Genomic DNA, 12,171 nt, shown 5'->3' with positions numbered 1-12,171 from the left:
GCAATCGCGCCGATCAACACTCCGGGCGGCGCAATCACCCCTCCCAGGTCCCGACAACCGCTCGCAGGTCCGTGATCTGAACCGGGACAGGCGCCTTCCGGCGCCAGGACGGGATCGCGGTCATTCCCGCGGCGCTCCTCGGACCTTGAAGCCGTCAGGGGCTTCGGAGGCCTGGGGTGGTGGTGAGCTGGATTGGGAGAGGGCCGGTGGGGAAGGTTGGCGGGAGGCTGCCGGTCGGCAGGCTTCCGGTGGGGAAGGGCTGGCTCGGGAGGGTCTGTCCGGGAGTCAGGCTCGAGGTCCCGGGCGTCTGGGCCGGGAGACCGGGCGCCTGGGTCGGGAGGCTGGGCGAGCCGGTGGGGAAGCTCGGCGTCTGGGACGGCGTGCCGGTCGGTGACGGGGTCTGGGACGGGAACGGGTTGACCGGCGGGGGCGGGTAGAGCTGGTAGACGCGGACCGTGCCGAACTGGAACCGGAGCTCGGTCAGGCGTTCCAGGTTCTTGGGCGGTGCGCTGACGCGTTCGTCGAGCAGCAGCCACTGCACGCCGTACTTGGTTCGCAGCGTCTCCATGACGTCACGGGTGGGGTTGGTGAAGGCCTCGTCGTTGACGCGGAGCTCCTCCTGGTCCCAGAAGGCGCTCTGGACACCGTCGGGGTACGTGTCGTCGACTCGGCTCTGGTAGGCCCAGCCCTCGACCAGGACCCGGCGTTCGGCGTACCCGGCGATCCAGTAGGAGCCGGTGAGGCAGTGCGACGCGCGGGCGCGCTGGCAGTGCACGTTGGTGGCGATCCGGTCCTCCGACCCGGAGTTCCGCCGGATGAACCGCGCCGCCTCGATCCCACCCGGCGCGATCGAGGCGTACTCCGTCAACGGCGGTGTGGCGAACTTCCGTATCGACGCCACCGTGGTCGACGCCGTCGTACCCAACAGGACGGCGACGACGATGACAGCCCAGGTACGACGTGAGCCGCGCAAGACGAGCCCGAACACACCGATGCCGAGGGCTGCGATCACCAGAGCGACCGCGGGGCCCTGTGCGAAGCAACTGGTCGACGTACACGAACCGTCCGATCGGTCGCGGCCCCAGTAGATCGCGGCGACCCCGATGGCCAGTGCGATCGCTGCCACGTAGTACTGGCGACGCTCCAGCGACCCGAGACCCCAGGTCGCGAGCAGTACGCCGTAGATGAAGCCGGTGCGGACGAAGAACACTGGAGTCAGGCCCTCGTCGTACAGCAGGGACGCGCCCAGGATCGCGGCGGCGAAGCCGAAGAGCAGGAACACCGGCATCGGGTCGCGTGGCAGGCGTCGCCTGATCAGCAGTGCGCCGACTGCCGGCATGACCCAGCCGAGCACTACGACGACCGCGATGACCGCCACCGCGGACTCGCCACCCATCTGGTCGGCCAGATCTTCCAACGTCGCGCCCGGATCGAATCGCACACCGGACGCCGCGCCACGCAGTACGACGAAAAAGGTCACCGCGTAGGCGGCCGCGACCGCCACACCGAGCACCAGTGCCCGCAGGTTGAGCCGTCCGGCCTGGACCGTCAGATAGATCCACGCAGCGGCCAGTCCGGCGGCGTAGACCGGCAGTGTGGTCGCCTTCGTCAAAGCCAACGCCGCAATCAACACTCCGGCAGCCACGAAGAGCCGGAACACCTGACCGCGCGTCTGACCGGGCTTGCGGCGCAGGAGCAACGCAGTGACAGCGATGAGCGGCAGCAACAGCACAGTGGAGAACGCCTGCGGCGGATTGGTCAGCTGACCCAGTGAGAACGGGCCATCCGCGAACACCCGGTCCGACACCGCCCACGGCCAAGCGATCAGGTTACCGGCGGCCACAGTGAGGCCAGCAGCGATCGGAGCGGCAACAGCGCGGCCCGTGAGCAGCATGCCGACCGCAGCGGCTCCCAAGACCGTCAGCAAGATCCAGGCGAACGGCACCATCCGAAACGTCAGTACGTCGAGTGGAACGCTGGTGATCCAGTGCGACGACGCGATGTGGTCGTACGCCGCCCAGTGGCTGGTCAGCCACCTGCCATCGGCGTACGGGATGCGTGGTGGGAAGTGATGCGTCAGCTCGGCGGCCACCGCGAGGTTGTGCGGGGCGTCCGAGTCCGGCCGGAGGGCGTCCGGTCCCACCAGCGGAATGAGTTGCGATCCGACGCGGACGAACCACGCGGCCGCGACACCGACCGCCACCATCGCCCCGGCCGTCGCCCACCACGGCGTCGGCCGCTCGGGCAGCTTGCGCCGCGGCAGCGCCCGCCACATCCCGAACGCCAGCGCCGGCATCAGCAGCGCCGCGAACGGCATGCTGAACAGCATCCCGATCGGGTAGAGGAGGGTCTCGACGGCCAGGCCGAACGCTGTCCCCAGGACCGCGTCCGCCGCGAACCAGCCGGTGCCGCCGGTGAGCCGCCGCCAGAACATCGTGCCCGGTACGGCGATGATGAGCAGGAGGTATCCGAGATACGCCCCGGCCATCCAGGGCGGCTGCTCCTGCAGCGCGACGAACCAGGCCAGTGGCAGCACCGGGAGGCTCACCATCGCCGCCAGGCGCTTCCCACGGACAGCGGCCACGCGCTTCCCCCGGCCTCTGATCATCCGCAAAGTGTATGAGCCTGCCGAGTCGCGTCCCCGCCCGGTAAGCCGTTTACGGCCAGAGAATTCACCTTTACACTCAGTAATCTCCCAGATCACGCAGCGTTCGGGAGGTCCGATGGTCGCCCTCCACATCGCCGGACTGCCGGTCGAGGAGGTCCTGCTCGCCGCCGTCGCCGCCGCGAGTCCGCTGATCGCCCTGGCCGGCTGGGAGATCTCGGCACGGATCAAACGCCTGAAAGCCTGGGTACGCCGTCGCCCGCCGGTGGCAGCGCCGCCGCCGGAGCCCCCTTAGCCGGGGGTGCCACCGGATGGGGACGCTAGGCTTTGGGCTTATGAGTTCGGTGCCACGGGGTCGGGTCAGAGAGTTGATGGGTGAGGTGATGACGGCTCAGGGACGGACATTGCCGGGTGAGGACGCGGCGGATCTGCGCGATATCGGGTTCCGGTCGCTGGACTTCTCCGAGCTGGCCCTCCGGGTGGAGGACGAGCTCGGAGACGAGCTGAACTTCGATGCCCCCGGGCTGCGCCGGATCGCCACTGTCGGCGACGTGCTGGATTTCATCGAGCAGCTCCAGTCGGCGTGACCGCGCGGCGCCGGACCACCGCCTTGATCGGTGACGACAACACGGTTGTCGTCGCCGGCAAACGCCTGACCTGGCGGACCCTGCACAAACTGCCGCAACTGCCGTCGCCGGCCGCCGTCCTGGTCGACAACGGCGCCGACGCGCTCGCCGCCCTCCGCCATCACGCGGTGCACGGCACCGAGCTTCTCGTCGCCACCCGAACCCGCGTCGACGAGCGGATGCGCGAAGAACTGGGAGAGTCCGGTTTCGCGATCGTGCTGCCCGATGGGGAAGTGACACCGGCAAAACTCAAGCGGGTCGAGGAGTCTGGCCGCGCCTGGCTGCTCACCTCCGGCTCGACCGGTCGCCCGAAGCGCATCGGTCACACTCTCGAGAGCCTGACCACCGTCACCGGCGACCAGCCGCCGCGCACCTGGCTGCTCCCTTATTCTCCCGGCACGTATGCCTGGTGGCAGGTCGTCACGCTCTCACTGACCCACGCCGATCAGGGCCTCGTCGTGATCGAGCCGGATGAACTCGAAGACTGGCCTGCTATTGCCGCCGAACACGGTGTCACCGCCGCCTCCGGCACACCGACCTTCTGGCGGCAAGCGATCTACCGCGACGCCGACACGCTGGGCGCCGTACCGCTGGAGCAGATCACGCTCGGCGGTGAGCCTGTCGACCAGGCGATCCTGGACCAGCTCCACGAGATCTTCCCGAAAGCCCGGATCTCCTGGATCTACGCATCCTCCGAGGTCGGTGCGTCGATCGTCGTGCACGACGGCAAGGCCGGCTTCCCGAAAGCCTGGCTCGATCGCGCGCCCGACCCGGACCGCCCGATCCTCTCGGTCGAAGGCGACGAGCTGGTCATCCGTTCGCCGCATCACGGTGCCGGCCTGGTCGGCGCGGTCCACACCGGAGACCGGATCGAGTACGACGGGGACCGGGTCCTGATCACCGGGCGGCTGGACACCGACGAGATCAACGTCGGCGGATCGAAGGTGTCGGCCGGAGTGGTCCGCAACGTGCTGATGCGTCACCCGGGGGTCTCCTGGGCGCGGGTGTTCGCGCGCAAGGCGCCGCTGGTCGGCCGGATGGTCGCGGCCGAAGTGGTGCCGAACCGGGCGCTCGGCCCGATCACCGACGCCGACCTGGTCCAGTGGTGCTCGAGCCGGCTGCCCGATTACGGCGTACCGCGGCGGATCAAGTTCCTCGACCAGATCCCGCAGAAGGAAACCTTGAAGAGCGATGTCTGAGCCCAGCACCGTCCCGCCCGCGTCGGTCGTGCTGGTCTCGGGTGGCTCCCGCGGCCTCGGCCTGGCGATCGTCACCGACCTGCTCGCTTCCGGCCTGAAGGTCGCCGCCTTCGCCCGCACCGTGACGCCCGAGCTGACCGCGCTCGGCGAGAAGTACCCGGACCACCTGTACTACGACTCCGTCGACATCAACGATGCGGCCGCCGGCCAGGCGTTCGTCCGGGCCGTCGAGACGAAGCTCGGCCCGATCGATGCCTTGGTCAACAATGCGGCCATCGGCCAGGACTCGCTGCATGTGCACACGTCGGCCGATCACCTCGCGGAGATCATCCAGACCAACCTGACCTCGCCGCTGATCCTCACCCGGTTCGTCCTGCGCCGCATGCTCGCGAAGGGTCTGAAGGGCCGGATCGTCAACGTCACCTCGATCTGCGCTCAGCGCGGCTATCCCGGCCTGGTCGCCTACTCCGCCACCAAGGGGGGCATGGACGCGGCCACCCGTTCACTCGCACGTGAACTGGGCGGCCGCATCCTGGCCAACGCGGTCGCGCCGGGCTTCTTCGCCTCGGAGATGTCCGCCGTCCTCGGCCAGACCCAACTCGACCAGATCGTCCGCCGCACCCCGACCGGTCACCTGACCGAACCCGACGACGTAGTCCCCGTCGTCCGCATGCTCCTCCTCGACAACACCAACATCAACGGCCAGGTCCTGATCATCGACGGCGCCGCCTCCAGCTAAGCCGGCTTGATGTTCGCGTTCCGGTGGAAGATGTTGTCCGGGTCGTACGTCGCCTTGATCGCGGCCAGCCGGTCGTACTTCGTGCCGTACGACGCCCGGACCCGATCGTCCACGCCGGCATCGCTGATCGCGTTGACGTAGCTGCCGATCCCACGGCTGACCGGCACGAGCGCGTCCCAGAACGACCGCACCCAGGCCTTGTCCTGCTCGAGCAGCTCCGGCGTCGGGCAGACCGCGATGATGAAGCCGGCGAAGCCGGGCGCTCGGCTGCCACTGAACGCGGTGGCGTCCTCCGGGACCTTCGAATAGGCGCCGTCGAGGCGGTAGAACAACAGCACCGACCCCGGTGACTGTTTGAGCGGCACCTGCTCGGTGATCACCTGGATCGCGTCCTCGGTGAAGTCGTCGAGGTAGAAGCCCTTGTCATAGGCGTGGAATCCCCACGCGTTCGCCTCGTCCAGCAGTTGCTGCAACGCCAGGTAGGGCATCGGGCTCGCGAACTCGACCAGTGGTGGCACGGCCGAACGGATCTCGTCCATCACTTGGGCGTGCTCCTCGGCCGATCCGAAGCCGGTGACGATCAGCGCGTACCCGGGCCGGAAGTGGTACTCGGCGGGCACGAACGGAGCCGGCGGAGCGTTCACCGCACCGACCACGATGTTGACCTCGTCCGGAAGTTTCGCGATCACCTCGCGGGCCAGCCGGAGTACGTCGGCGCCGCGGTCGAGATCCCAGAACGCCAGGCCGAACTGGATCATCGGCCCGGCCTCGTGCAGCTGGAACTCGAACTCCGTGACGACACCGAAGTTGCCGCCGCCACCGCGAACAGCCCAGAACAGGTCCGGGTTCTCGTCGGCGGAGGCGCGACGGAGTTGCCCGTCGGCGGTGACGATCGCGACCGAGACGAGGTTGTCGATGCTGAGCCCGTGCTTGCGGGTCAGCCACCCCATGCCACCGCCGAGGGTGAGACCGCCGACGCCGGTGTGGCTGATCATGCCGGCCGGTGTCGCCAGGCCGTACTCCTGGGCCGCCGCGTCGAGTTGCCCGAGCAGGGCGCCACCGCCGGCCCGGGCGCGCTTGGCCACCGGGTCGACCGTGACCTCGTTCAGCAGGCCGAGGTCGATCATCAGCCCGTTCTCGACGGTGCTCGAGCCGCCCGGATTGTGGGCGCCGCCACGGACCGCGATCTCCAGACCGTTGTCGCGTGCGAACAGCACCGCCCGGCAGACGTCCGCTGCGCTCTGGCAGCGCGCGATCACGGCGGGATGCACGTCGATCGCCGCATTCCACAGTCGCCGCGCGTCGTCGTACCCAGGATCGTGCGGACCGAGCACCGGTCCGCCCATCGTTTGGCGCAGATCGCCGATGCCACTGTCGGCAAGTTGAGTCATGGGTGTTCCTCCCCGATGTGTTGCGGCCAGGCCAGGTGCCTGATCCCCCTTCGGCCAGCCTTCAGAGCGGCAGGGTTTTCCACAAGGGAACGCGTTCCCGTTTGAGTGGGAACTTCGGTGGGTGTCAGACTCGACGTCGTGAGTGACCAGGAAATCCTGCGATTGTTACCGATGGCGGCAGCCGTCGTTGCCGTGCGCGACGACCGCGCCGACGCACAACTGGCGCGGCTGGGTGCGTACGACGAACGCGACCAGGCGCAGGTGGATCGTTGCGTGCAGACGTTCCTGGCCGGTCTGCTTCGGACCGCCTGGGAGCGCGGCTGGGCGCCCACCGATGTCGTCCAGCACGGCTGTCGCGAGCTGGACCCCGGCGTCGAACCCTTGCTGCTGGCCGCGATCTCCGCGGAACACCAGAGCTACCGAGCCGCCACCATCGACCCGGGCTGGCTCGATCAACTCACCGACCTCGGCGTCCCGCAGCCGTTCACCGAGCTCAGCCTGACGGCCTGGGCCGCGGGTGCCCGCGTCGGCCGCTACCTGACCCTCCACCACGCCCTCTCGCTGGCCGGCTTCCTGCAGTCCTTGCCCGTCCTGGCCCGGCTCTACCCCCTGCCCGGTACGACGGTCCGCCGCGGACAGCCCGTCGTACCGGCGAACGGGAAGATGCTGGCGCGGATCCGGAGCCTGCTCGCCAAGGCGGAAGCGACCGAGTTCCCGGAGGAGGCGGAAGCCCTGTCCGGCAAGGCTCAGGAACTGATGGCCAAGTTCTCCCTCGACAGCGCGCTGCTCGAGGCCGACGTGGCGATCCCGGACGACTCCGCGGGTCGCCGGCTCTGGGTCGATACGCCGTACGTCTCGGCCAAGGCGCAGCTCGTCGGCGCCGTGGCCTCGGCGAATCGATGCCGTACGGTCGTGATCGACGCACTCGCCGTGGTCACGATCGTCGGGGCCGAGCTGGATCTTCAGCACACCGAGCTCCTCAGCACTTCCCTGCTGGTACAGGCCAACCGGGCGATGCTTGCCGCAGGCAAGCACATCGGTCATCGGGGTGAGTCCCGGACACGATCGTTCCGGCAGTCCTTCCTGATGGCTTATGCGCAGCGGATCGGCGAGCGGCTGGGGGCGACCACGGCCGCGACGCAGGCCGCCGTACCCGAAGCAGATGCGGGCCGGCTGCTGCCGGTGCTCGCCAAGCGGGAGGAACAGGTCGACGCGTTGTTCACCAAGCTCTTCCCGAACACGACGACCCGGCGGACGCGCATCACCAACGGTGCCGGTTGGCACGCCGGCCTGACCGCGGCCGACCAGGCCCAGCTCGACGCCCGCCGGCAGGTACGCCGATGAAGGTCAGGAAGCAGCGGGCCTGAGGCCGCAGAGCACGATGTCGAGCAGGCGGTGCGCCTGCTCAGGCTCCATGTCGCGGCCCATGTTGATGCCGCCGACCAGTCGCATGATGTCCGTCAGGTCGAGGTCCTGCCGGACCTCGCCGGCCGCCTTCGCCTTGTCCAGCAGCAGCTGCCCGGCGTCCTGCACGTTCAGCTTGCAGACCTGGAAGAACGGCGAGTCCTTGCCTAGGGCAACAATGAGCTCACTGGCCAGGCTCTTCTTGGACAGTCCGTACCCGATGAAGCTGCGCAGCCAGGCGGCCAGCGCCTCGAACGGCTGCAGCTCCCGATCGAAGTCGTACGCGCGATCGCAGACGGACTGGATCTCGTCCACATAGACCGCCTCGAGCAGCGCGGTCCGGCTCGGGAACCGCCGGTACAGCGTGCCGATGCCGACACCTGCCCGGCGGGCGATCTCCTCCAGCGAGGTGTCCGTGCCGTGCTCGGCGAACGCCTCCCGGGCAGCCGTCACCAGCAGGTCGTAGTTGCGCGCCGCGTCCGCGCGCGTCGGCCGCATCGACGGCAAGGGTGTCGGCGCCATCCGGCCTCCTCGCTGTCCGTGGCGGGCATTCCGCTCAAAGTTCTCGCAGAATATCGCTTGCTAAAGCGGAGGGTGCCTCCGTATCGTATCCGGAGGAGCGCTCCGCTTTTTCCCTCCCAACTGTAGCCCCTCCGGGGTAAGGAGCAATATGTCGGCAACAGCCGCGGCGCCGGCCGGCGCCGCCTCAGGCACGCCTGCCCGGCGGCCCGGGGTCGTTCTCGCAGTCATCCTGATCACGCAGTTGATGGTGATCCTCGACGGCACCGTGGTGAACATCGCGATGCCGCATATCCAGCACGCCCTCAACTTCAGCCCGTCCAGCCTGTCCTGGGTGCAGAACGCCTACGCGCTCGCGTTCGGCGGTCTGCTCCTGCTCGGCGCCCGCGCCGGGGACCTGCTCGGTCGCCGCCGGGTGTTCGTCACCGGCGTCAGCATCTTCACTCTCGCCTCGCTGCTCGGCGGTCTCGCGCCGAACGCGGAGCTGCTGCTCGCCGCCCGCGTCCTGCAAGGCATCGGTGGTGCCATCGCGGCGCCGGCGGCCCTGACCCTGCTCATGCTCACCTACCGGGAAGGCCCGGAGCGGATGAAGGCACTCGGCTACTACAGCCTGGTGTCGTCCGGCGGTGGCAGTGTCGGCCTGGTGCTCGGGGGCATGCTGACGGATTGGGCGTCCTGGCGCTGGGGCCTGTTCGTCAACGTCCCGATCGGTATCGGTCTGGTCTTCGCGGCCCGGCGGGTGCTGACCGAGACCGAGCCGGAGACCGGCCGGTTCGACGTGGCCGGCGCGCTCACCTCGACGCTCGGCATCACCTCGCTGGTCTACGGCTTCATCCGGGTCGCCGACGCCGGCTGGACGTCGCCCGAGGTGCTGGCCGCGTTCGCGGCCGGTGTGATCCTGCTGGTCTCGTTCGTGCTGATCGAGCGCCGGGTCAGCCACCCGATCGTGCCGCTGCGGCTGTTCCGGTCCGCCAGCCGGTCGACGGCGTACCTGACCATGCTGCTGGTGGTCGGGACGATGTTCGGGATGTTCTTCTTCCTGACGCAGTACCTGCAGGGTGTGCTCGAGCTCAGCCCGCTGGCGGCCGGTCTGGCCTTCCTTCCGCTGACCGGCCTGCTGTTCACCGCGTCGCGCATCGTACCGAAGCTGGTCGCCCGGATCGACGGCGCCAAGCTGATGCTGACCGGATCGACGCTGGTCGCGCTCGGCACGGTCTGGCTGACGCGACTGGACGCGCAGAGCACCTACCTGGCCGACGTGGTCGGACCGCTGCTGCTGTTCGGAGCGGGTGCCGGGATGATCTTCATCCCGCTGGTCGGCCGGGCCATCTCCGGCGTCGCGCCGGAGGACTCGGGCGCCGCATCCGGCATGCTGAACGTGGTCCAGCAGGTCGGTGGCGCACTAGGCCTCGGCATCCTGGTCACCATCTTCGGCACGGCGAGCCGCAACTCGACCTCGAGGGTCCCGCGCGAGGTCCTGGTCGACGGCGTCCACGCCGCCTTCATCGGATCCCTCGTGTACGCCGTACTGAGCCTGACGATGATCGTGGTCAGCGTCCGCCCGTGGACCTGGTTCCGCGGCCGGCCCGAGTCGGTCGAGGCGACCACCGAGCCCGTGGTGGCCGACTCACACGTCTGATCAGAGCGGCAAGCGGTAGGTGATCCACTTGCTGTGAACCGTGAAGCCGAGGCTTTCGTACAGGCCGAGCGCACCGGTTGGGTTGTCGGCATCGACGCCGAGCCCCGACCGTTGGTAGCCGGCCTGTGCGGCCTCGGTGAGGACCTTCGCCAGGGCGGCCCGGGCCAGCCCGCGGCCGCGGTACTGGCGCCGAGTGCCGACCTGGCCGATGTAGAGCTCCCGGATCCCGGTCAGCTCGGTGTCGGCGTCCCACTCGTAGCACAGCACATAGGCCGCGATCGTCTCCCCGTCCAGGACGAGGTACGACGATCCGCCGCGGAACGACCGGGATCCGGCGTGCCTCGCCTTCCAGCTCTCAGGGCTCCGTGGCGTAAAGCCCCAGTGGTCGAGGAACACCTCGTTGTGGGTCAGCCGCAACGCCTCGTCGAGCTCCAGGTCGTACACCTGCAGACGGAATCCGTCCGCCAGCGCGGCGTCGGGGACCGGCTGGTCCAGCGAGCGCTTCATGTCGATGAAGTACCGAGCCTCCTCGAAGCCGAAGCTCCGCAGCAGCTTGTCGGCGCCGGTGTTCGTGCTGATGGTGCCGTTGCTGACCTCTCCGACTGCGTCCGGATGCTTCGCCGCGTGCAGCTCACCAGCCCGGTGGATCAGCCAGCGCATCAGCGTCGTACCGAGGCCACGGCGGCGCCACTCCGGATGGATGGTGCCCTCGGTGCGCACCCGGTCCACGTCCACCACGGTCTCGGCGATGCGAACCATGCCGTAGCCGATCATCCGGCCGTCGGCCCACAGACCGATGGTGTCGTGAGCGGCGTCCAGGTGCGGCTCGTCCAGCTCCTCGATCAGGTCTTCGGCGCCGTAGATCTCGCCCGCCTGATCGACCTTCTCCCTGGCGGCCAGCAAGTCCGCCCACGCCTCGGCATCACCCTTGTCGATCGGGCGCGCGACAATCCCCTCCGGCCAGCTCATGGCTCGAAGGTACGGCCCGGGTGGGCTCGGGGCATCCGAATTACCGCATCTGCTCGCACAACCAACGGACCGCGAGCGGGTAGCGGTACTCGATGCCACCGTGGGTGCCCTCGAACAGCTCGAAGTGCACTCGTTCGTCCGGCAGACCTGCCTTCTGGGCGGCCCGGTGGAACGCGGTGGCGCCAAGATCGAGGTAGTACTCGTCCTGCCGGCCCGCGTCGATCCACACGGCCTTCAGTGAGCGCAGCGCATCGGCGTACTGCGGCTGGCTGACCATCTCGACCGGATCGCGGGACAGCCAGCGCTCCCAGATTTCCGGGATGACCGCGCCGAGATCGTCGAAGGGCAGCAGCACCGTGCCGTCCGGTTCGGCCGAGTACGCCGAGGCGTAGCCGTACATCTCGAGCAGGTGCAGATCCTCGTTCGTGGTCCGGCCGGCCCGGGTCGCGAGCTCCTCGAAGTACTTGTCGTAGCTGCCGTCGTACTTGTCCCGTAGCGTCCGGGCGCGCACCGGGAACTCCGGCCGGTAGCACAGGTCGAAGGCCGCGTCGCCGGCGTGCGTCGCGAGCGCGCCGAACACATCCGGCCGCAGCAGCGGCGTCACCATGGCCGTGTAGCCGCCGCTCGACTTGCCGGTAACGGCGCGGTGGTCGCGGTCGGCGATGGTCCGGTACGTCGCATCCACCCAGGGGACGATCTCCTCGCACAGGTACGAGTGGTACTGCCCGGTGCCGGGCGAGTCGAGGCACTGGCTGCCGCCGTACTTCGTCCACGAGTCGACGAACACGACGATTCCGGGCGGCGCATCCGCTTCCGCGAACATCGCGTCCAGCAACTCCGGATACGGCTGCCGGAAGGGCACCCGGTTGAACCACATCCCGACGTGACCGGTGTACCCCATCGTCACGTAGACCGTGGGGTAGCGCTGGTCCGACTCGTCGTACCCCGGCGGCAGGTAGACCAGCACCGGCCGCTCGTGCGGATCACCCAGCGGATTCCCGCGGAGCAACTCGCTCTCGTACGTCGTCTGCTCCAACCGCCCGGCGAGCTCAGCGGACCACGGCAACATGGGCAACCTCC

Annotated in this window: 11 protein-coding genes; 6 read left to right on the top strand and 5 right to left on the bottom strand. The window is 68.8% G+C overall.

The genetic code is table 11. The features are described from left to right. Positions 1–154: 154 nt before the first annotated feature. Entirely contained in the window at positions 155–2,608 is a 2,454-nt protein-coding gene (locus tag ACXC9Q_RS28930; protein WP_457059785.1) for a hypothetical protein, read from the bottom strand. Between the two features lie 115 nt (positions 2,609–2,723). On the opposite strand from ACXC9Q_RS28930, the gene ACXC9Q_RS28925 reads away from it, so the two are divergent. The 4 genes from ACXC9Q_RS28925 (at position 2,724) to ACXC9Q_RS28910 (ending at position 5,169) form a co-directional block, all read left to right on the top strand. After that, complete coding sequence (locus ACXC9Q_RS28925; protein ID WP_457059784.1) at positions 2,724–2,900, top strand: hypothetical protein; 177 nt, start codon at positions 2,724–2,726, stop codon at positions 2,898–2,900. An 88-nt stretch (positions 2,901–2,988) separates the two neighbouring features. Beyond that, positions 2,989–3,192: an acyl carrier protein gene (locus ACXC9Q_RS28920; RefSeq protein WP_457059783.1), complete on the top strand. Its 204-nt coding sequence runs from the start codon at positions 2,989–2,991 to the stop codon at positions 3,190–3,192. Continuing rightward, a complete protein-coding gene (locus tag ACXC9Q_RS28915; protein ID WP_457059782.1) occupies positions 3,189–4,430 on the top strand; it encodes an AMP-binding protein in 1,242 nt (413 codons plus the stop codon). The genes ACXC9Q_RS28920 and ACXC9Q_RS28915 overlap by 4 nt, the downstream gene beginning before the upstream one ends. Then, complete coding sequence (locus ACXC9Q_RS28910) at positions 4,423–5,169, top strand: SDR family NAD(P)-dependent oxidoreductase (RefSeq protein WP_457059781.1); 747 nt, start codon at positions 4,423–4,425, stop codon at positions 5,167–5,169. The genes ACXC9Q_RS28915 and ACXC9Q_RS28910 overlap by 8 nt, the downstream gene beginning before the upstream one ends. Here the strand turns inward: ACXC9Q_RS28910 and ACXC9Q_RS28905 are convergent. Beyond that, entirely contained in the window at positions 5,166–6,560 is a 1,395-nt protein-coding gene (locus ACXC9Q_RS28905) for an FAD-binding oxidoreductase (protein WP_457059780.1), read from the bottom strand. The two genes, ACXC9Q_RS28910 and ACXC9Q_RS28905, sit on opposite strands and share 4 nt — an antisense overlap. A gap of 138 nt (positions 6,561–6,698) precedes the next feature. Between ACXC9Q_RS28905 and ACXC9Q_RS28900 the strand changes: the two genes are divergently transcribed. Beyond that, the gene (locus ACXC9Q_RS28900) at positions 6,699–7,904 is read left to right on the top strand and encodes a DUF2786 domain-containing protein (protein WP_457059779.1); all 1,206 of its coding nucleotides are present in this window, start codon (positions 6,699–6,701) and stop codon (positions 7,902–7,904) included. A 3-nt stretch (positions 7,905–7,907) separates the two neighbouring features. On the opposite strand, the gene ACXC9Q_RS28895 is transcribed toward ACXC9Q_RS28900, so the two are convergent. After that, complete coding sequence (locus tag ACXC9Q_RS28895) at positions 7,908–8,486, bottom strand: TetR/AcrR family transcriptional regulator (protein WP_457059778.1); 579 nt, start codon at positions 8,484–8,486, stop codon at positions 7,908–7,910. A gap of 148 nt (positions 8,487–8,634) precedes the next feature. Between ACXC9Q_RS28895 and ACXC9Q_RS28890 the strand changes: the two genes are divergently transcribed. Further along, positions 8,635–10,122 carry an MFS transporter gene (locus ACXC9Q_RS28890; protein ID WP_457059777.1) on the top strand — a complete coding sequence of 496 codons (1,488 nt, stop codon included), beginning with the start codon at positions 8,635–8,637 and terminating at the stop codon, positions 10,120–10,122. Here the strand turns inward: ACXC9Q_RS28890 and ACXC9Q_RS28885 are convergent, their stop codons facing one another. Beyond that, positions 10,123–11,091, bottom strand: a complete 969-nt coding sequence (locus ACXC9Q_RS28885; protein ID WP_457059776.1) for a GNAT family N-acetyltransferase — start codon at positions 11,089–11,091, stop codon at positions 10,123–10,125. 40 nt (positions 11,092–11,131) lie between these two features. Then, on the bottom strand, positions 11,132–12,160 hold the full coding sequence (locus ACXC9Q_RS28880; RefSeq protein WP_329483696.1) for an alpha/beta hydrolase-fold protein: 1,029 nt from the start codon (positions 12,158–12,160) through the stop codon (positions 11,132–11,134). Positions 12,161–12,171: the final 11 nt, after the last annotated feature.

The organism is Kribbella sp. CWNU-51 (assembly GCF_054073265.1).
The sequence above is the reverse complement of the archived record's forward strand: the minus strand, read 5'-3'. Positions and strand labels throughout refer to the sequence as shown.

Bases quoted from the DNA above. Each gene is read 5' to 3' on its own strand.
- ACXC9Q_RS28930 (WP_457059785.1), bottom strand. From the start codon at position 2,608: ATGATCAGAGGCCGGGGGAAGCGCGTGGCCGCTGTCCGTGGGAAGCGC.
- ACXC9Q_RS28925 (WP_457059784.1), top strand. From the start codon at position 2,724: ATGGTCGCCCTCCACATCGCCGGACTGCCGGTCGAGGAGGTCCTGCTC.
- ACXC9Q_RS28920 (WP_457059783.1), top strand. From the start codon at position 2,989: ATGACGGCTCAGGGACGGACATTGCCGGGTGAGGACGCGGCGGATCTG.
- ACXC9Q_RS28910 (WP_457059781.1), top strand. From the start codon at position 4,423: ATGTCTGAGCCCAGCACCGTCCCGCCCGCGTCGGTCGTGCTGGTCTCG.
- ACXC9Q_RS28905 (WP_457059780.1), bottom strand. From the start codon at position 6,560: ATGACTCAACTTGCCGACAGTGGCATCGGCGATCTGCGCCAAACGATG.
- ACXC9Q_RS28895 (WP_457059778.1), bottom strand. From the start codon at position 8,486: ATGGCGCCGACACCCTTGCCGTCGATGCGGCCGACGCGCGCGGACGCG.
- ACXC9Q_RS28890 (WP_457059777.1), top strand. From the start codon at position 8,635: ATGTCGGCAACAGCCGCGGCGCCGGCCGGCGCCGCCTCAGGCACGCCT.
- ACXC9Q_RS28885 (WP_457059776.1), bottom strand. From the start codon at position 11,091: ATGAGCTGGCCGGAGGGGATTGTCGCGCGCCCGATCGACAAGGGTGAT.
- ACXC9Q_RS28880 (WP_329483696.1), bottom strand. From the start codon at position 12,160: ATGTTGCCGTGGTCCGCTGAGCTCGCCGGGCGGTTGGAGCAGACGACG.